Source organism: Ideonella sp., from assembly GCF_041914305.1.
Classification (GTDB): Bacteria; Pseudomonadota; Gammaproteobacteria; order Burkholderiales; family Burkholderiaceae_C; genus Ideonella.
This window is the reverse complement of sequence record NZ_JAYSDQ010000001.1, coordinates 281,492-300,785: the sequence shown is the minus strand read 5'-3', so window position 1 is coordinate 300,785 and position 19,294 is coordinate 281,492. Positions and strand designations below refer to the sequence as shown.

At 70.0% G+C, this 19,294-nt stretch carries 16 protein-coding genes and 1 pseudogene; 14 read left to right on the top strand and 3 right to left on the bottom strand.

Translation table 11 applies throughout. From position 1 onward, the window contains the following. Positions 1-373: 373 nt before the first annotated feature. The 9 genes and pseudogenes from ACE3SG_RS01220 to ACE3SG_RS01180 all read left to right on the top strand — a co-directional run. Positions 374-1,309: pseudogene (locus tag ACE3SG_RS01220) on the top strand (methyl-accepting chemotaxis protein); the annotation flags it as partial. 60 nt (positions 1,310-1,369) lie between these two features. Continuing rightward, positions 1,370-2,938 carry a methyl-accepting chemotaxis protein gene (locus tag ACE3SG_RS01215; RefSeq protein ID WP_374562087.1) on the top strand — a complete coding sequence of 523 codons (1,569 nt, stop codon included), beginning with the start codon at positions 1,370-1,372 and terminating at the stop codon, positions 2,936-2,938. 30 nt (positions 2,939-2,968) lie between these two features. Next, positions 2,969-4,705, top strand: a complete 1,737-nt coding sequence (locus ACE3SG_RS01210) for a methyl-accepting chemotaxis protein (protein WP_374562086.1) — start codon at positions 2,969-2,971, stop codon at positions 4,703-4,705. Positions 4,706-4,795: 90 nt separating this feature from the next. Further along, positions 4,796-6,535, top strand: a complete 1,740-nt coding sequence (locus ACE3SG_RS01205) for a methyl-accepting chemotaxis protein (protein WP_374562085.1) — start codon at positions 4,796-4,798, stop codon at positions 6,533-6,535. A gap of 91 nt (positions 6,536-6,626) precedes the next feature. Then, entirely contained in the window at positions 6,627-8,606 is a 1,980-nt protein-coding gene (locus ACE3SG_RS01200; protein ID WP_374562084.1) for a methyl-accepting chemotaxis protein, read from the top strand. 86 nt (positions 8,607-8,692) lie between these two features. After that, positions 8,693-9,241 (top strand): chemotaxis protein CheW, encoded by a 549-nt coding sequence (locus ACE3SG_RS01195; protein WP_374562082.1) that lies wholly within the window; start codon positions 8,693-8,695, stop codon positions 9,239-9,241. Positions 9,242-9,555: 314 nt separating this feature from the next. Beyond that, positions 9,556-9,942 carry a hypothetical protein gene (locus ACE3SG_RS01190; protein WP_374562080.1) on the top strand — a complete coding sequence of 129 codons (387 nt, stop codon included), beginning with the start codon at positions 9,556-9,558 and terminating at the stop codon, positions 9,940-9,942. Positions 9,943-10,049: 107 nt separating this feature from the next. Further along, complete coding sequence (locus ACE3SG_RS01185; RefSeq protein WP_374562079.1) at positions 10,050-10,523, top strand: Rrf2 family transcriptional regulator; 474 nt, start codon at positions 10,050-10,052, stop codon at positions 10,521-10,523. Between the two features lie 78 nt (positions 10,524-10,601). Next, complete coding sequence (locus tag ACE3SG_RS01180; protein ID WP_374562078.1) at positions 10,602-11,498, top strand: NAD(P)/FAD-dependent oxidoreductase; 897 nt, start codon at positions 10,602-10,604, stop codon at positions 11,496-11,498. A gap of 17 nt (positions 11,499-11,515) precedes the next feature. Here ACE3SG_RS01180 and ACE3SG_RS01175 read toward each other — a convergent pair whose 3' ends face one another. After that, positions 11,516-11,911: a 4-oxalocrotonate tautomerase family protein gene (locus ACE3SG_RS01175; RefSeq protein ID WP_374562077.1), complete on the bottom strand. Its 396-nt coding sequence runs from the start codon at positions 11,909-11,911 to the stop codon at positions 11,516-11,518. 115 nt (positions 11,912-12,026) lie between these two features. Here ACE3SG_RS01175 and ACE3SG_RS01170 point away from each other — a divergent pair, with 115 nt between their 5' ends. The 3 genes from ACE3SG_RS01170 to ACE3SG_RS01160 all read left to right on the top strand — a co-directional run bounded on the left by ACE3SG_RS01170 (position 12,027) and on the right by ACE3SG_RS01160 (position 14,017). Continuing rightward, a complete protein-coding gene (locus tag ACE3SG_RS01170) occupies positions 12,027-12,869 on the top strand; it encodes a LysR family transcriptional regulator (protein ID WP_374562076.1) in 843 nt (280 codons plus the stop codon). Positions 12,870-13,097: 228 nt separating this feature from the next. Beyond that, positions 13,098-13,487: a VOC family protein gene (locus tag ACE3SG_RS01165; protein ID WP_374562075.1), complete on the top strand. Its 390-nt coding sequence runs from the start codon at positions 13,098-13,100 to the stop codon at positions 13,485-13,487. Between the two features lie 95 nt (positions 13,488-13,582). Continuing rightward, positions 13,583-14,017, top strand: coding sequence for an SRPBCC family protein (locus ACE3SG_RS01160; RefSeq protein WP_374562074.1), 435 nt, complete (start codon positions 13,583-13,585; stop codon positions 14,015-14,017). A gap of 7 nt (positions 14,018-14,024) precedes the next feature. Here ACE3SG_RS01160 and ACE3SG_RS01155 read toward each other — a convergent pair whose 3' ends face one another. Then, a complete protein-coding gene (locus ACE3SG_RS01155) occupies positions 14,025-16,592 on the bottom strand; it encodes an ABC transporter permease (RefSeq protein ID WP_374562073.1) in 2,568 nt (855 codons plus the stop codon). A 123-nt stretch (positions 16,593-16,715) separates the two neighbouring features. On the opposite strand from ACE3SG_RS01155, the gene ACE3SG_RS01150 reads away from it, so the two are divergent. Further along, positions 16,716-17,570 (top strand): dioxygenase, encoded by an 855-nt coding sequence (locus ACE3SG_RS01150; protein ID WP_374562072.1) that lies wholly within the window; start codon positions 16,716-16,718, stop codon positions 17,568-17,570. A gap of 6 nt (positions 17,571-17,576) precedes the next feature. Here ACE3SG_RS01150 and ACE3SG_RS01145 read toward each other — a convergent pair whose 3' ends face one another. Further along, the gene (locus ACE3SG_RS01145; RefSeq protein ID WP_374562071.1) at positions 17,577-18,254 is read right to left on the bottom strand and encodes a DUF4336 domain-containing protein; all 678 of its coding nucleotides are present in this window, start codon (positions 18,252-18,254) and stop codon (positions 17,577-17,579) included. A gap of 99 nt (positions 18,255-18,353) precedes the next feature. Between ACE3SG_RS01145 and ACE3SG_RS01140 the strand changes: the two genes are divergently transcribed. Then, positions 18,354-19,223: a helix-turn-helix domain-containing protein gene (locus tag ACE3SG_RS01140; protein WP_374562070.1), complete on the top strand. Its 870-nt coding sequence runs from the start codon at positions 18,354-18,356 to the stop codon at positions 19,221-19,223. Positions 19,224-19,294: the final 71 nt, after the last annotated feature.

The window sequence follows — 19,294 nt, the reverse complement described above, 5'->3', positions numbered from 1 at the left end:
AATCTCCATGCTCACCTTCCTCTCTTCCAAGCAACGCGCGATGCTGACCCTGGCGCTGCTCGCCGCCGGCCAGGCCTGCGTGATCGTCGGCCTGAACGCAGGCTGGTCCGCCGGCGCCGTGATCGGCAGCAGCGTCACGCTGACCGTGCTGGGCGCACTGGTCTTCGTCACCGGCCTGTCGGTGCTGCGCAACTTCCTGGTCGTGTTCTCGGCCCATGCGCGCCGCCTGGCCGAGGGTGACCTGTCGGTCGACATCAACATCGAAGGTGGCAACTCGGATTCGGCCGCCGTGCTGCGCTCGCTGCAGACGCTGCAGGCTGAACTGCGCCGCTCGATCAGCGCGATCCGCACCGGCGCCGACGGCGTGACCGTGGCCGCGACCGAGATCGCCAGCGGCAACCAGGACCTGTCGGCCCGCACCGAGCAGACCGCCAGCAACCTGCAGCAGGCCGCCAGCTCGATGAGCCAGCTGAACGGCACCGTGCGCCAGAGCGCCGACGCCGCTTCCCAGGCCAACCAGCTCGCCAGCTCGGCCACGCAAGTGGCCCGCCGCGGCGGCGAAGTCGTGTCGCAGGTCGTCACGACGATGGACGAGATCAATGCCAGCTCGAAGAAGATCGCCGACATCATCGGCGTGATCGACGGCATCGCCTTCCAGACCAACATCCTGGCGCTGAACGCGGCGGTCGAAGCCGCCCGCGCCGGTGAACAAGGCCGCGGCTTCGCGGTGGTGGCCGGTGAAGTGCGTTCGCTGGCCGGCCGCTCGGCCGAGGCCGCGCGTGAAATCAAGACCCTCATCGGCGCCAGCGTCGACCGCGTCGAATCGGGCACCCGCCTGGTGCAAGACGCCGGCGCCACGATGAGCGAGATCGTCTCCAGCGTGCAGCGCGTGTCGGACATCATCGGCGAGATCAGCGCCGCTGCCAGCGAGCAAAGCACTGGCATCGGCCAGGTCAATGGCGCGGTCGTGCAGCTGGACCAGATGACGCAGCAGAACGCCGCGCTGGTCGAGCAATCTGCCGCCGCCGCCGAGAGCCTGAAGGACCAGGCCAACCGCCTGGCCGGCGTCGTGGCCAGCTTCCGCCTGGGTGGCCAGGCCGATGCGCGCCACGCCGCGCCGCGCGCCGCCGCACCGGTGCCCGCCCGCCCGGCCGCTGCGCCGGCCAAGGCCGCGGCCCCGGCAAAGCCGAAGGCCGCCGCACCCGTGGTGGCGCACAAGCCCGTGGCCGCAGCGCCTGCACATACGCCGGCACATGCGCCTGCCCCGGCACCGGCCACCGCCGAAAGCGGTGACTGGGAAACCTTCTGATCCGCAGCAGCGCCACCTGGACCGACCCAGCGACCAACAAGCACCGACGAGGAGTAGCGCATGAACCTGATGAGAGCCTTTTCGATCCGCCTGCGCATGCGCGGCGCCATCGGCATCGTGCTGGCGCTGTTCGCCCTGGTCGGCCTGACGGCGCTGCTCAGTGGCCGCCACCTGGCTGCGCTGAACGACGAGGTCATGACCGGTGCGGTCAAGCGGGTCTACACGCTGGGCGACATCCGCAGCGGCATCGGCGATGTGCGCCAGCACGAAAAGAACATGGTGATCGACTATGAGGACGGCGTCGCCGTGCTCAAGCACCGTGAGCTGTGGACCAAGGCGATCGACAAGACCAAGGCCTCGCTCGGCCTGCTGCTCGAAGGCAAGGACGATGCCGACAACGCGCTGGCCAAGAAGGCGATCGAAGGCATGGACGCCTACGCGAAAGCCACCCAGCAGGTGCTTGAGCAGATCCAGAACGGCGCCTACGACAACGCCCGCACCGCCGACAAGATGCTGGCCAAGGCCAAGGAGCACATGGCGCAGGTCGAGCAGAGCATCACCGACATCCAGGCGATCATCGACAGCGAGACCGCGACCACGCAAGAGGCCTTCCGCGCCGCGATGCGCACCGCGCTGATGACCTTCGTCGGCGTGCTGGCCCTGGTGCTGCTGGTGGTGGTGCCGGCCACGCTGCTGAACTCGATCTCGATCACCCGCCCGGTGGAGCATGCCCGCGAGGTGGCGATGGCCATCGCCGAGGGCGACCTGACGCACCAGATCGACACCGAAGGCAAGGACGAGACCGCAGACCTGCTGCGCGCCCTGGCGCACATGCAGCAAGCGCTGTCCGGCCTGGTCGGCCAGGTGCGGCAGGCCTCCGAAAGCATCCACACCGCGTCCAACGAAGTGGCCTCGGGCAACAGCGACCTGTCGCACCGCACCGAGCAGGCCGCCGGCAACCTGCAGCAGACCGCCAGCTCGATGGAGCAACTGACCGGCACCGTGCGCCAGAGCGCCGATGCCGCCACCCAGGCCAGCCAGATGGCGAACTCGGCCTCGGCCGTGGCGCAGCGCGGCGGCGAAGCGGTGAACCAGGTCGTGGCGACGATGGACGAGATCAACGTCGCATCGCGCAAGATCGGCGACATCATCGGCGTGATCGATGGCATCGCCTTCCAGACGAACATCCTGGCGCTGAACGCGGCGGTCGAAGCCGCCCGCGCCGGTGAACAAGGCCGCGGCTTCGCGGTCGTGGCCGGCGAGGTGCGCAGCCTCGCGGGCCGGTCGGCCGAGGCCGCACGCGAGATCAAGAGCCTGATCAGCGCGTCGGTCGAGAAGGTCGACTCCGGCAGTCGGCAAGTGCAAGACGCCGGCGCCACCATGAACGAAATCGTCGCCTCGGTGCGGCGGGTCAACGACATCATCAGGGAAATCAACACCGCCTCGACGGAACAGAGCCAGGGCATAGGCCAGATCAACACGGCCGTGAACCAACTGGACCAAATGACGCAGCAGAACGCTGCGCTCGTCGAGCAATCGGCCGCCGCTGCAGAGAGCCTCAAGGGCCAGGCGAGCGTGCTGAACAGCCTGGTCGCCAGATTCCATCTGAGCGAATCCAACGCGCACTGACTTCCCACTGGCCGTCACCCGAGCACCATCATGGAAACCTTTCTCCGCAGCATTTCGATCCGTCACCGCTTGCTGGGTGGCATGCTGGTCGTCAGCGTGCTCATCATGGCGCTCGGTATCTGGGCCACCGTCAGCTACAAGGGCCTGCAATCGCAGACCGACGAGCTGCTGGACGCCCAGGCCTCGGTCAGCCGTGACACCGGCGCGATCCTGGCCGCCTTCGACCGCATCCAGCGCTACGAACAGTCGGTGCTGCTGAACAGCAACAACGCCGTTGAAGCCGCCGAGCACAAGACCCACTGGGACAAGGAAGTCGCCGCGACCACCGCGCTGCTGACCGCCAAGACCGAAGACGCCGAACGCGCCAAGCACCTGGCCGAAGGCGCCGCCGGCCTGGCCGCCTACGCGAAAGAGCTGGCGCCGGTGCTGCAACAGGTGGTCGAAGCCAAGCTCGACAACACCGCCGGCTACGCCTACGCGCAGCGCTCGCTGCCCGAGCTGGAGAAGGCCCGCACGACCTTCGCCGCGATGGTCAAGGAGACCGAAGAGCGCATCATCAGCGAACGCGCCGAGGCCAAGCGCATCGGCATGATCCAGAGCAACTTCCGCCTCGGTGGCGCGCTGCTGGTGCTGGGCATCTTCTTCGCACTGATGTGGACCGTGGCGCGCTCGATCGCCCAGCCGCTGGTGGCCGCCACGGCCTGCGCCCAGCGCATCGCCCGCGGCGACCTGTCGGAAAACATCGTCGACAACGGCAAGGACGAGATCTCGGCCTTCGTGCGTGTGCTGGGCGACATGCAGCTGTCGCTGCGCGACATCGTCGGCCAGGTGCGCGCCAGTGCCGACAGCATCTCGACCGCCAGCGCCGAAGTCGCCAGCGGCAACCTCGACCTGAGCCAACGCACCGAACACGCGGCCAGCAACCTGCAAGAGACCGCCGCGTCGCTGCACGAGCTGACCGGCAACGTGCGCCACAGCGCCGACTCGGCCGCCCAGGCCACGCAGCTGGCCTCGTCGGCCAGCCAGGTGGCCGAGCGCGGCGGCAAGGTCGTCGCCCAGGTCGTCAAGACGATGGACGAGATCAACGCCAGCTCACGCAAGATCGCCGACATCACCGGCGTGATCGACGGCATCGCGTTCCAGACCAACATCCTGGCGCTGAACGCCGCGGTCGAAGCGGCGCGCGCCGGCGAACAGGGCCGCGGCTTCGCGGTCGTGGCGGCCGAGGTGCGCTCGCTGGCCCAGCGCAGCGCCGAAGCGGCCAAGGAGATCAAGGCCCTGATCGGCTCGTCGGTCGACCGGGTCGAAAACGGCGCCCGCCAGGCGCAAGACGCCGGCGAGGCCATGACCGAGATCGTCGGCTCGGTGCGCCGCGTCAACGACATCATCGGCGAGATCACCGCCGCGGCCAGCGAACAAAGTCATGGCATCGGCCAGGTCAACACCGCCGTCACGCAGCTCGACCAGATGACGCAGCAGAACGCCGCGCTGGTGGAAGAGTCTGCCGCCGCCGCCGAAAGCCTGAAGGACCAGGCCCAGCGCCTGATGCAGGTGGTGGCCACCTTCCGCCTCGATGGCAACGGCTCGTTGGCCACCGCCGCACCCGCCCCTTCGGCCCCGGCCCGCAGCGCCGCCCCGGCCCGCGCCGCCGCCCCGGCACCGCGCCCGGCAGCTGCCCCCGCGGCCGCGCCGGTGGCTGCCGCCGCACCGTCCCCGGCCCCGGCCGCCGCATCGACGGCGGCCGAAGACGAGTGGACCTCGTTCTGATCCGGCCCGTCGAACAGACCCCGAGTTCTCTTCCCGCAACGGCCCCATACGGGGCCGTTGGCGTCACAGCACCGCCGAATGGAGACAACCATGCGTCGTTCCTGGTCCCTCAGCGCCCGCCTCTACTGGCTGGCCGCCTTGGTCACTGTGGCCGTGTTGGCGGTGGCGGCCCACACCGGCCGCGCCTTTCACAACGCTTCGCTCGACCAGCGGCTGTCCACCACCCGCATGGTGGTGCAGCAGGCGATGGCCATCGCCCAGCGTTACCACGACCAGGAGAAGGCCGGCCAGCTGACCACCGCCGAAGCCCAGGCCAAGGCCAGCGGTGAGATCAAGGCGATCCGCTACGAGGGCAAGGAATACGTCTGGATCAACGACATGGACCTGAAGATGGTGGCCCACCCCATCAAGCCCGAGCTGGACGGCAAGGACCTGTCGCAGATGAAAGACCCGGACGGCAAGTTCCTGTTCAGGGAATTCGTCGAGATGGTCAAGGCCCAGGGCGCCGGCCATGTCGACTACCTGTGGCCGCAACCGGGCAAGCAAGAGCCAGAGCCCAAGCGCTCGTATGTCGCCGGCTTCGCCCCCTGGGGCTGGGTGCTGGGCTCGGGCGTCTACACCACCGAGGTGCGCGCCGCGGCGATGAACTTCGCCACCACCAGCTTCGCGGTCGCCGTGGTGTTGTCGATCGCCGTGTTCGGCTGGGTCCATTGGCTGGCGCGCTCGCTGCGCCGACGCCTGCAAGTGGCCGACACCGCGCTGCGCGCGATCGCCGACGGCAACCTCAGCCAACCGGTCGACGCCGGCGCCGACGACGAGGTCGGCCGCCTGCTGCGCTCGGTCGAAACCACGCGGACCGGCCTGACGCGCATCGTCGGGCTGGTGCGCACCTCGACCGACGGCATCACCAACGCGTCGGGCGAGATCGCCAGCGGCAACGCCGACCTGTCGCAACGCACCGAAGAAGCGGCCAGCAACCTGCAGCAGACCGCCAGCTCGATGCAGCAGCTGACCGGCACCGTGCGCCAGAGCGCCGACGCCGCGGCCCAGGCCAACCAGCTGGCGGCCTCGGCGGCGCAGGCGGCCGAGCGAGGCGGCCAGGTGGTTGCCGAGGTGGTGTCGAACATGAACGACATCTCGGCCTCCAGCCGCAAGATCGTCGACATCATCGGCGTGATCGATGGCATCGCGTTCCAGACCAACATCCTGGCGCTGAACGCCGCGGTCGAGGCGGCCCGCGCCGGTGAACAAGGCCGCGGCTTCGCGGTCGTGGCCGGCGAGGTGCGCAGCCTGGCACAGCGCAGCGCCGAGGCCGCGCGCGAGATCAAGAGCCTGATCGGCGCCTCGGTCGAGAAGGTCGACAGCGGCGCACGCCTGGTGAACGACGCCGGCACCACGATGGGCGACATCGTCGGCTCGGTGCGCCGGGTGTCCGACATCATCGGCGAGATCACCGCCGGCGCAGCCGAGCAGCGCGACGGCATCGACCAGGTCAACCGGGCCGTTGTCCAGCTCGACCAGATGACGCAGCAGAACGCCGCGCTGGTCGAAGAATCGGCCGCCGCCGCCGACAGCATGAAGCGTCAGGCCGAGCGCCTGATGGAGGTGGTGGCCACCTTCCGCCTGGACGACCGGGTTTCGCTGACGGCCGCACCGGGTCTCGCACCCACACCCGCACCGGCCACCCGCCCTGCCGCCCCCACCGCCTTGGCCCCCCGTGCAGCGGCTGTCGCGGTGGCCCCGGCGAGCACGCCGGCGGCCGCTGCGCGGGCTGCCGCGCCGGCGCCCGCCAAGGCGTCGGCCGACGACGGCGACTGGACCAGCTTCTGATCCACCGGCCCAGCGGCCGGCACGCATTCGAAACGCCGGCCCCCGCCGGCGTTGTCGCGCCACCCACCGCGCGCATCAACTTGACCTCACCATGTTCCACAGCATCAAGAACCGCCTGATTGCGCTCACCTTCGCGATCGTCGTCGTCACCTTGGCCTTGGCCACCTCCGCCAACTACCTGACGGTGCGTGGTCATGCCCGGGACGAGGTCACGCGATCGCTGGACACGCTGGCGCGGGCCCACGCCGACACCATCGCCGCCTGGGTCCGCACGCAGAAAGACATCGTCGGCGCGCTGGTGCCCGCTGCGGGCCAGGCCGAGCCCGTGCCAGCGCTGCAGCAGGCCGTCAAGTCGGGTCGCATCGACACGGCCTACGTCGGCTTTGCCGACAAGCACATCGTCTTCTCGTCGCCGCAGCAATTGCCGGACGGCTACGACCCGACCGCGCGGCCCTGGTATCAGCAGGCCGCCACGTCCGAAGGCGCCATCATCACGGCGCCCTATGCCGACGCGGCCACCAAACGCCTGGTGGTGACTTTTGCGCTGGCGGTCAAGGAGGGCACCAACACCCAGGCGGTCGTCGCGTCCGACGTGTTTCTCGACGGCGTGGTCAAGACGGTCGAGTCGATCAAGCCCACGCCCAACGGCTTCGCCTTCCTCGTCGGCCAGGATCAGAGCATCGTCGCCCACCCCGACCCGGCGCATGCGCTGAAGCCGGCGTCGGGCTTGTCGCCGACGTTGAACGCCGAGGCCATCCAGGCGGCCGGCGCCGCCGGCGGCGCCTGGGTCGAGGCCGACATCGGCGGGCAGGACTACCTGCTGCGTGCGGCACCGGTGGCCGGCACCCCGTGGACGCTGGTCACCGCCGCACAGCGCAGCGAAGCGTTGGCCTCGCTCGGCTCGGTGCTGCGCACGGCCGGCATCACGCTGGTGCTGGTGCTCGCCGGTGCCGGCATCGTGGTGGCCTGGCTGGTGGGCTCGATGCTGCGCGGCCTGGCCCGCGTGCGCGATGCAATGGACGAGATCGGTGCCGGCAGCGGCGACCTGACGCAGCGCCTGCCGGTCAACGGCCACGACGAGATCGCCCAGATCGCCGCGTCGTTCAACCAGTTCACCGAGAAGATCGCGACGATCCTGAAGCAGGTCCGCGCCGCCACCGAAAACATCACCACGGCGAGCACCCAGATTGCCGCCGGCAACCAAGATCTCAGCGCCCGCACCGAAGAGACGGCCAGCAGCCTGCAGGAATCCGCCTCGTCGATGGAGCAACTGACTGGCACCGTCAAGCAGACCGCCGACTCCGCCCGAACGGCCAATCAGCTGGCCACCTCGGCCTGCGCCTCTGCCGCCAAGGGTGGCGAGGTGGTCGCCCAGGTCGTCTCGACGATGGATGAGATCAACGTCGCGTCGCGCAAGATCGCCGACATCACCGGCGTGATCGACGGCATCGCGTTCCAGACCAACATCCTGGCGCTGAACGCCGCGGTCGAAGCGGCGCGCGCCGGCGAACAGGGCCGCGGCTTCGCGGTCGTGGCGGCCGAGGTGCGCTCGCTGGCCCAGCGCAGCGCCGAAGCGGCCAAGGAGATCAAGGCCCTGATCGGCTCGTCGGTCGACCGGGTCGAAAACGGCGCCCGCCAGGCGCAAGACGCCGGCGAGGCCATGACCGAGATCGTCGGCTCGGTGCGCCGCGTCAACGACATCATCGGCGAGATCACCGCCGCGGCCAGCGAACAAAGTCATGGCATCGGCCAGGTCAACACCGCCGTCACGCAGCTCGACCAGATGACGCAGCAGAACGCCGCGCTGGTGGAAGAGTCTGCCGCCGCGGCCGAAAGCCTGAAGCAGCAGGCCCATCACCTGGCCCAGGTGGTGTCGACCTTCCGCCTCGAAGCCGGCGATGCGTTGGCCACCCACCCACGCCAGCCGGCCGCGACGGCGCACGAGCGGGCCGCCCACGAGGTCATCCGCACCGTGCAGAGCACCAGCCGCGCCCACCCGACCGCCCCTGCCATGTCCATTCGTGACAACGGCAACACTCGGCGCGACGGCAGCGACTGGGAAAGTTTCTGATCCCCTTCATCATTCGGCAGCGACGCCGATAACCCCTGTAGCGGCGTCTCTACCGCCCGACCTTCCACGCAAAGGACCCAGACACCATGGACATGATCACCGAAGCCAAGCAGGTGGCGCGGCATGAGGCCGCACGGGCGGTGAAGAGCGCCAAGGGCGCCGCGGCCGCGGCCACCCACGGCGAATACCTGACCTTCCGCCTCGGCGGTGAGGAGTACGGCATCGACATCCTGCGCGTGCAGGAGATCCGCTCGTACGAGCAGCCGACCCGCATCGCCAATTCGCCCGCCTTCCTGAAGGGCGTGGTCAACCTGCGTGGCGTGATCGTGCCGATCATCGACCTGCGGGTGAAATTGAACTGCAACAGCGCCGACTTCAACGCCTTCACGGTCGTGATCGTGCTGAACATCATGGGCCGCGTCGTCGGCGCCGTGGTCGACTCGGTCTCCGACGTGCTGGAGCTGTCGACCGACCAGGTCAAGCCGGCCCCGGGCATGAACGCCCAGGTCGACATGAGCTTCATCACCGGCATCGCCAACGTCGGCGAGCGCATGCTGATCCTGATGGACATCACCGCGCTGATGAGCGCAGCCGACATGGGGTTGATCGAGCAGAGCCAAGGCGAAACCGCCTGAGCACCCGCCGCCCATGACAAATCCCCGCCTCGGCGGGGATTTGTCGTTTTGGGGCCTGTCCACACGACGCCAGCCCGCGCCAACAGGTGCGATTCATCGCACCGTGGCGCAATCCGTCCGGCGCGCACCGTCGCTGGTCGCATCACGATACCGGCCGCCGCGGCGCTCGCCACACTGGGCAGGCCTCTCCAAAGGAACGAAGGGCCGCCCCGAGTTCCGCCATCCCCCGCTGTGGGCGGGCAAGGCGCAGCCTTGCCGTGCGGGGGCCAACACCCTAACGGGAGTTTGACATGCATCGATTCATGACTCTGTTCGTGACCATCGGCGCGGTGGGCGCTTTCTGCACATCCGTCTTCGCCGCCGACACTGCGGCATCCACCGGCAGCGAGCCCGACGCGCAGCAGGTCCAGATCAAAGGCCAGCACAGCGGCAAGTTGCCGGAACAGGAGTTCGCGGCCATGCGCGGCGCCTACCGCCTGAGCGATGGCCGGCTGCTGTTCGTGGGGGGCGCGCGGCAGCGCCCCACGGCCGAGCTCGGGGCCACGACGGCGGTCGCCTTGCAGGCAGCGGGGCCGAATCGGCTGGTCAGCGCCGACGGCTCCATGGTGCTGCGCTTCAAGGCCCGCGCCAACGGCGACATTGACGAGGTGATCGTCTCCTTGCCGGCCGCCGGCATTCAGGTCAGCAGCAGCCGCTTCTAGTTCTTTCCGCGCTGCGCCAGCGCTGAAAGCCCAGCGATGCGGGGCTTTTTCGTTGGCAGCGGCGCACCGGCACAATCCGTGGTCCATCACCTCCGAGGCCATGGCCGGTGAGAACCGACAGCCGACTGTCCCGCATGCTCCATGTGCTGCTGCACATGTCGAGAAACGACCACCCGATGACGTCGGAGCAGATCGCCACGATGCTCGGCACCAACGCCGCCGTCGTCCGGCGAACGATGGCCGGGTTGCGCCAGGCCGGCTTCGTGGTCTCTGAAAAAGGCCACAACGGCGGCTGGCGCCTCGGCGCCGACCTGCACCGCATCACGCTGCTCGACGTGCACATGGCGGTCGGTGGGCCGAAGCTCTTCGCGATCGGCAACGACCGAGACAACCCCGATTGCGCCGTCGAGCGGGTCGTCAATGCGGCCCTGGCCGATGCGATGCAGAAGGCCGAGGCGCTGCTGCTCAAGCGCCTGGGCTCCGTCACGCTGCGCGACCTGGCCGGCGAATTCGACGCGCTGTGCCAGCAGCACCCGGCGTGGCGCTCAGACAGCACGCGCGGACACCACTCCAAGGCTTGACTTCCGGCCGCCTCCGCAAGGTCTTGTCGAATCACGTACCATCAAAAGATACATGACTATCTGCGGGAGCAGTGTGCGATGGACTACGACGTGATCATCATCGGCGGCAGCTACGCCGGATTGTCGGCCGGGCTGCCCCTGGCGCGCGCCCGGCGCTCGGTGCTGGTGATCGATGCGGGCGTGCGCCGAAACCGGTTCGCGCTCGCGTCGCATGGGTTCCTGACGCAAGACGGCGCGTCGCCCGACGAGATCGCGGCCGAGGGGCGATCGCAGCTGATGGAGTACGCCACCGTGGAGTGGCTGCACGCCGAGGTGGATGTGGCACATCAGACTGCCGACGGCTTCGCGGTGCAACTGAGGCACGGCGATACCAGGCGGGCGCAGCGGCTGATCCTCGCCACCGGCGTGCGCGACGAACTGCCGCCACTGCCCGGCCTGGCCGAGCGCTGGGGGCGGCAGGTGTTCCACTGCCCTTACTGCCACGGTTATGAATTGCAGCGGGGTCCGATCGGCGTGCTGGCGACGTCGGACATGTCGATCCACCAGGCGGCGATGCTGCCGGACTGGGGGCCGACGACCTTCTTCCTCGACGGCCGGCCGCAGCCCGAGGGCGAGCCATGGCAGCAGCTGGCGGCCCGCGGCGTGGTGGTCGAGCCCGGGCCGGTCGCGCGGCTGCAGGGCGACGAAGGGGAGCCACTCGAGCTGGTGATGCACGACGGCCGGTCCTTCCGCCTGGCCGGGCTGTTCACCGCGACGACGGTATGCCCCAGCCCGCTGGCGGCGCAGATCGGCTGCGCGATGGACGAAGGCCCGATGGGCCGCTTCGTGAAGACCGATGCGATGAAGTCGACCAGCGTGGCCGGCGTGTTCGCCTGCGGTGATCTGGCCCGCCCGGCCGGCTCCGTCGCCTTGGCGGTGGGCGATGGCGCGATGGCCGGCGTCGCGGCTCATCGCTCGTTGATGTTTGGAATCTGAGGTTCGGGCTCTGACCTTCAGAGGGCCTGCTGGTAGCGCCACTCCTGGGTGCGGCCGCCGAAGCCGTAGGCCGCGGCGCGCGCGTCGATCACGTAGGTGTACGAGTGCTCGGCCGCGCCGTGCAGCAGCTCGTCCATCGCCTGGTGCACGGCCGCCAGGTAAGCCGCCTTCTCGGCCTTGGTGTTGGTCTCGTCGGTGATGCTGACCGTCCAGTGGTAGGAGCGGCGCGGGCCGTCGGCCAGGCGCTGGCCGGCGACGAACCATTGCGTGGCGGGCACGAAGTCGATCACCACCGCGGTCAACGCCGGGTCCTTGTGCAACACGCGGGCGGTCAGCTCGGAGGCGGTGCCGGCCACCTGCTCGGCCAATCGGTTGTCGGCGGCGCCGGAGATCTGGATGTGGATGTAGGGCATGGCGGGTCCTTGGGAAACGGGTTTGACGGTTTGAACGAAGTCGACAGGGTCATGCTAGGCTTGAGCCACTCATGCGTGAAGCGAATCTTTCTCGCCTGATTCACGAGCAATTCTGATGAATCACCTTGACCCATCCTGGCTGCAGAGCTTCGTCGCCATCGCCGACAGCGGTGCCCTGGCCCGCGCGGCCGGTCGCGTCCACCGCAGCCCGTCGGCGCTGAGCCTGCAGCTGAAGCAGCTCGAATCGACGCTGGGCGCGCGGCTGATCGAGCGCACCACCCGCAAGCTGCAGCTGACCCGCGAGGGCGAGCGTTTCCTGCCCTATGCGCGCGAGCTGCTCGATCTGCAGCAGGCGGCACTGCAGGCGCTGCAACCGAGCACCGAGCAAGGGCTGTGGCGCATCGGGCTGAGCGAATACTTCGTGCCGGCGCGGTTGAAGGCGCTGCTGGGCTTGCTGGAGCAGCAGGCCGATGGCGCACGGCTCGAGGTCACCTGGGCCCGCTCGAGCGAGCTGCAACGCCAGTGGGCCGATGGCGCGCTCGACCTGGCCGTGGTGACGGCGCACGAGCCGCCGGCCGACGCGCTGCTGCTGCGGCGCGAACCCCTGGCCTGGGTGGCCGCGCCGGGCTTTCACGCCTCGCCGAACCGGCCGCTGCCGCTGGTGCTGCTGGCCGAGCCCTGCCCGGTGCGAGAGCTGGCGCTGGCCGCCCTGGCCCGGCGCGGCCAACCCCACAGCCTGCGCATGGCCTGCAGCGGCAGCCAGGCGGTGGTGACCGCGCTGCGTGCCGGCTGGGGCGTGGGCTGCCTCAACAGCTCGGCCGTGCCGGCCGACCTGGTCGTCTTGTCAGAAATCGACCCGCGGCGCTGGCCGTCACCCGGCCGGCTGGCCTTTTACGCGCTGGCACAGCCTTGGTTGGCGCCGTTGGTGAAACAACTGAAGGCTTGGGCCACGCACTGAGCCTTTACCACAGCTCGGCGTGCCATCAGCCGCCCACCAGCGCTATTTGTGGCCCGTGACCTTGGTCACTTGTCCCCCTTGGACGTGGACAACGCTGTGGACAACACCAGCACGGCGCTTGTAAGCCGTTGATGACAGAGGCTTTGGGCTGGATTGCTCAACGAAAGAGCACTGCCGGACCAGGGCTGAGCAAGCCGCCTAAGATTTCGCGCACCAACGGGAGTTGCCATGCCCATCGAACTCGACCATGCCATCGTCTCGTCGCACCACAAGACCGAATCGGCACGCCAGCTCGGCGAGCTGCTGGGCGTGCCCTGGGGCGAGGCCGGCGTGGGGCCTTTCACCGCCGTCTATGTGAATTCGGGCTTGACACTCGACTTCATCGACACCGACGAGGCCTACCCCATCCAGCACTTCTGCTTCCGCGTCAGCGACGCCGAATTCGACGCGATCCTCGCGCGCATCCAGGCTGCCGGCATCGCCTACCGCGCCAACGTGCGCGGCCCGGTGGACATGAAGATCAGCACCGACTGGGGCGGCCGCGGCGTCTACTGGAACCAGCCCGACGGCCACCAGTGGGAGATGCTGACCGCCAGCTACGCGCGGCAGCCGCGCTGACGGCGTCGGATGGACAGGTCCGAAAACGGCACGACGTGCGGCGGCAGGCACCCTAGCCTCAAGCCCTTGTTCACATTCACTCAAGAGGGCACCCGATGGCTTCGATTCACAAGGAGATGGGCATTGACGCAACCCCGGCCCAGGTGTGGGACGCGCTGCGCGACGTAGGCGCGCTGCACACCCGCCTGGCCCAGGGCTTCGTGGTCGACTGCCGGCTGGACGGCGATGCGCGCATCGTGCAGTTCGCCAACGGCCTGCAGGTGCGCGAGCTGATCGTCGATGTCAGCGATGCCCGGCGCCGCATCGCCTGGTCGGCCTCGGGTGGCCGGCTGACGCACCACAACGCGTCGGCCCAGGTGCAAGACGATGGCACGGGCCGCAGCCGCGTGACCTGGGTCGCCGACCTGCTGCCGAACGAGATGGCACCGGCCATCGCCGGCATGATCGAGCAAGGCCTTCAGGCGATGCGGCGCACGCTCGAAGCCGAGCACGCCGCCAGCCCCCTGGGCGGCGACTGGCGCGGCGGCTGAAGAAGACTCAGACGTCGCCGGCGCGGCGCAGCGTGTCCATCACCGGCCGGTGCAGCAGGCCACGCAAGCTCCACCACCCTGCCGCCAGCGCCAGCCAGGCGCCGGCCAAGGCGCCTACGAGCGGCACCCACGGCGCCGCGGTCCACGGGAACTCGAAGGCATAACGCGCCAACGCACCACCCACGGCCGCCGCCGCCAGCGTGGCCAGCAACCCGGCCAGCGCACCGACGCCCAGCAGCTCGGCCCGCTGCACCTGGCCCAGCAGCCGCGCGCCGGCACCGCATGCGCGCATCACCGCATACTCGCGCGCCCGCGCCTCGCGCGTGGCGCTGACGGCCGCGAACAGCACCGCCAGCCCGGTGGCCAGCGTGAACGCGAACAGGAACTCGACCGCGCGGATCACCTGGTCCAGCACCTGCTGCAACTGGCGCACCGAGGCCGACACATCGATCGCGGTGATGTTCGGGAAACGCTTGGTCAGCGCGTTGTCGAAACCGGGTGCGACACTCGCCTCCGGCGCACGAAAGGCGGCCATGAAGGTCACCGGCACATCGGTCATCTCGGCCACCGGGTAGATGACGAAGAAGTTGGCCCGCATCGAGCCCCAGTCGACCTTGCGGATGCTAGTGACGCGCGCCTCGTGCAGCTGGCCGCCGATGTCGAAGCGCAGCTTGTCGCCCAGCTTGGCGCCGATCGTCTCGGCCACGCCTTGCTCGATGCTCAGGCCATCGGCCTCGTTAGCCGTCCACCGGCCTTGCAGCACCTGGTTGTGCGGCGGCATCTGCGCGCTGTGGCTGAGGTTGAACTCGCGCTCCACCGTGCGGCGTGCGCGCTCGTCTTCGGCAAAGCGGGTGCCGATCGGCTCGCCGTTGATCGCCACCAGGCGGCCGCGGATCATCGGGTACCAGTCGTAGCCCGCGGGCACCTTGGCGTCGGCCAGCGCCTGGCGGAAATCGTCGACCTGGTCCGGCTGCACGTTGATGACGAAACGGTTCGGCGCATCTTTGGGCGTGCTGGCGCGCCAGCTGTCGATCAGGTCGGTGCGCAGCAGCACCAGCAGCGCCAGCGCCATCAGCCCGACCGACAGCGACGAGACCTGCAGCACCGTGAACGCCGGCCGCGCGGCGATCTGCCGCGTCGCCAGCACCAGCCAGCGTGGCGCACGCGCCTCGGGCACCGCGCGGCGCAGCAGCCACACGGCCACCCACGCGAGCAGCGCGAAGAAGGCCAGCGCCGCGGCAAAGCCGCCGACGGCAATGGCACCCAGCATCGGGTCGCGCGCCACGGTCAGCAACAGGCCGGCGAAACTGGCCGCGCCGGCCAGCAGCACACCCAGCGAGGCGGGCCGCAGCTGGCCCACGTCGCGCCGGATCACCCGCAGCGGCGGCACCTTGGCCAGTTGCAGCACCGGCGGCAGGCCAAAGCCCAGCAGCAAGGTCAGCCCAACGCCCAGGCCGAACAGCGCGGGCCACACGCCGGGGGGCGGCAGCGAGGCCGGCACCAGCGCCCCCAGCAGCTTGACGAACAGCAGGTGCATGACCAGGCCGGCCAGCACGCCGGCTAGGCTGGCAGCAAGCCCCAGGCCGACGAACTCGATCGCGAACGCGCCGGCGATGCGGCGCTGCGGCAAGCCCAGCACACGCAGCATCGCGCAGTCGTCCAGATGGCGCTGCGCGAAATCACGCGCGGCGATCGCCACCGCCACCGCGGCCAGCAACGCCGCCAGCAATGCGACCAGGTTCAGGAATTTCTCGGCCCGGTCCAGCGTCTGGCGCATCTCGGGCCGGCCCGCTTCGAGCGACTCAACGCGCATGCCGCGCAGCCCCTCGCCCTTGATCTTGGCACCGGCCCACTGGGTGTAGTCGCGCACCTTCGTCTCGGCGCCTGCCGGCGCGGCGATCGCCAGGCGGTAGGTCACGCGGCTGGCCGGCTGCACCAGGCCGGTCGCGGCCAGGTCGGCCTCGTTCAGCATCACCCGCGGCGCGAACGCGAGGAAGCCGGCGCCACGGTCGGGCTCGATCACGATCGTCTTGGCCAGCGTCAGGCGCGCATCGCCCAGCAGCAGGCCGTCGCCGATCTTCAGGCCCAGCGCATCGAGCACCGCGGCATCGGCCCACGCCTCGCCCGGCAACGGGCCGGCCTGCACGGTGGCCTCGCCCTGGCCGGCATTCACCGTCAGGCTGCCGCGCAGCGGGTAGCCGGCGCTGACCGATTTCACCGCCACCAGCCGGCTGCCGCCGCCTTTGTCGTCCGGCGCCCGCGCCATGCTCGGAAAAGCCGCCGTGCGCGCGATCGTCAGCCCGACCTGCTTTGCGTGCTCTTCGAACACCGGCGGCAACGGGTGGTCGCTGCTGATCACCGTGTCGCCGCCCAGCAGTTGCGCGGCGTCGCGCGTCAACCCGGCCTGCAGGCGGTCGGCAAAAAAGCCCACCGCGGTCAGCGCCGCCACCGCCAGCAGCACCGCCACCAGCACCAGCCGCAACTCGCCGGCGCGAAAGTCGCGCAGCGCCTGCTGCGCGGCCAGGCGCCAGACCGAAGGTTCGCGGTATGTCGAAGCAGTTGGTACGGCAGTCATGGGCGGCACGGTACACCGAAAGCCCCACCGGCCCGGCGACGCGGCCACAAGCCCGACCGCGTTGAATGCAGCATGCAGTGGGCTCGAAGCGTCGGCGGGCCGCACGGTGCTTCAATCGACTGCATGGACACCTCGACCACCCTGCCGCTGCCGCCGCTGTACATCTCCCACGGCTCGCCGATGACCGCGCTGGATGCGGGCGACGCCGGCGCCTTCTGGCGCCGCCTCGGCCCGGCCATCCGCACCGCCTTCGGCACGCCCAAGGCGATCCTCGCGATCTCGGCCCACTCGCTGACGCGCGAGCCGGTGCTGCTGGCCGCGGCGCGGCACGAGGCGGTCTACGACTTCTCGGGCTTCCCCGATGCGCTGTACCGGCTGCGCTACGACACGCCCGGCGCGCCGGCGCTGGCCGAGCGTGTCGCCACGCTGCTGCGTGCAGCAGGCCTGCCGGTCCACGTCGACAACGACGGTGGCCTGGACCACGGCATCTGGACGCCCCTGCGCTCGATGTTCCCCGACGCGGACATCCCGGTGCTGCCGCTGGCCTGGCCGCCGAACTGGAAGCCCGAGGCGCTGTTCAAGCTCGGTCAGGCACTGGCCCCGCTGGCCAGCGAAGGCGTGCTGGTGATGGGCAGCGGCGCGATCACCCACAACCTGCGGCTGTGGGCGGGCGGGCGCGCGCCGATCGACAGCCCCGAGATCCGGGAAAGCGCCGCCTTCCGCGGCTGGGTGCGCGAGCGCGCCGCGGCGGGCGACTGGCCCGCGCTGTTCGACTACCGCGCCCAAGCCCCGCACGCCGCCCACATGCACCCGACCGACGAACACTGGCTGCCGTTCTACGTGGCGGCCGGCGCCGCGGGCGATGCGCCCACCGGGCAGCGCCTGCACGACAGCGTGACCTACGGACACCTCGGCATGGACGCGTATGCGTTCGGGCCGCAGGCCGCGCGGTTGGTCGAAGCGCTGGGCCCGGGTTGAGCGCCTTCAGAGCCAGCACGCCAAGGCCTGCTCCACCTGCCGCCGTGCGTCGATCTCGACCACGGCGTTGTGGGCGACCACCACCCGCTCGAAAGGCCAGTCGAGGATGCGCCGCGCGCAGCGGCGGGCAGCCTCGCGGTCACGCACCAGCAGGCGCACGGTCCTGGGCACGGCCAGGCTTTGCCGCACGCCGGTCAGGCGCGCATACAGCCGCGCCGACAACGCCATGTCGCCCTGCCACCACTGCAGCAGGTCGGTGACGATCAGCGTGCGCGATCGGTGGTGAAACCACAGCGTCTCGTTGGCGAACGGGATGCCCTCGAAGAGCAGGCCCGCCAGTTCATCGGGCCAGGGGCCACCGGCATCCATCGACAGCTCGCGCAGCCCCGCCACGTCGGGCCGCTTCTGCGCCAGCCCTGGCGCGCCGAACAGCGCCGCCTCGGGAAACGCGCGGGCGCAGTCGGTGAGAAACAGGTGATGCGTCTTGCTCGGCGCGACGATGTGGCGCACCGGGCCCAGGGCCTGCACGGCCGCGCGCAGCCCTGGCCCCAACGGCACGGGCGAGTGCAGCCACAACCCGCCGCACGGCAGCCGCACCAAGGTCATGCGGGTGGTCAGCGGCAGGCCGTTGACCTTGAAAGCGTGCGGAACATGCCAGAGGCCGTCCGCCAGGCAATGGATCATCGTTCGGTCAGAAAGTGGCAACGGCGCGCAGCATCGCGCATCGCCAGCGGCTGGTCTTGGACGATGTCGACATCGCGGCCGCATAGACTCTCGGCCGCGATGACTTGCCCGCTTCATCCTGCCACCCGGTCTGCGCTCTGGCTGCCACCACTGGCGCTGGCCGGCTGCGTGCGCGGCGCGATGCTGCGCGACACGACCGGCGCCCAGCTCGCGCCGGCGCAACGCTTCAACCACTACCCGGCCACGCCCTTGTGCACGCTGACCTGGTGGTTCGAGGGCACGGGCGAAACGCTCGAGCCGGGGGCTGCCGCCACCCTGTCCAGCCCGCGCTCGGCGCCCACCGCGAGGGTGCTGTTCACCGGGCCGCAAACCCGGCCCACCGTGACGTGGAACCCGGGCCCGGCGCGCGGGATGATGCTGCTGCTGATGCCCGACGCACTGCACCGGCTGGTCGGCCTGGATGTCTCGCAGTGGACCGACCAGACCGCGCCCGCTGATGAGGCGCTGCCGCCCGATTGGCAGGCGATGAGCCTGCAGGTGTTGTCGGCAGACCGCGGCACCCACGGCCTGCCGCTGATCGAGGCCTTCTTGACGGCGCGATGGGCCCCGCTGCGCGACGCGACGCCGTCACGCCGCTACCGCGACTGGGCCGAAGCGCTGGCCTTGCGCGCGGCGACCACCCCCACCGGCCGCAGCCTGCGCCAGATCGAGCGCCGGGTGCGCACCTGGGCCGGCCAGCCCCTGCGCGAGCTGCGCGGCTTCGGCCGCGCCGAACACGCCTTCTTCGACGGCCTCGCCGCGGCCGATGCCGGCACGCTGCGATGGTCCGAGGTCGCCATCGACGCCGGCTACTTCGACCAATCGCACATGAACCGCGCCTCGCGCCGCATCACCGGCTTTGCGCCGGAAGAGTTGCGTCGCCGCATCGCCGAGGACGAAGGCTTCTGGGCCTACCGGGTGTGGCAGTAGGCCCCGTCGCCTCGCGCCCGCCGGCTTGCGAACCACCCGCGTTCTGCACTGACCACCGCCCTGCCGCGGTT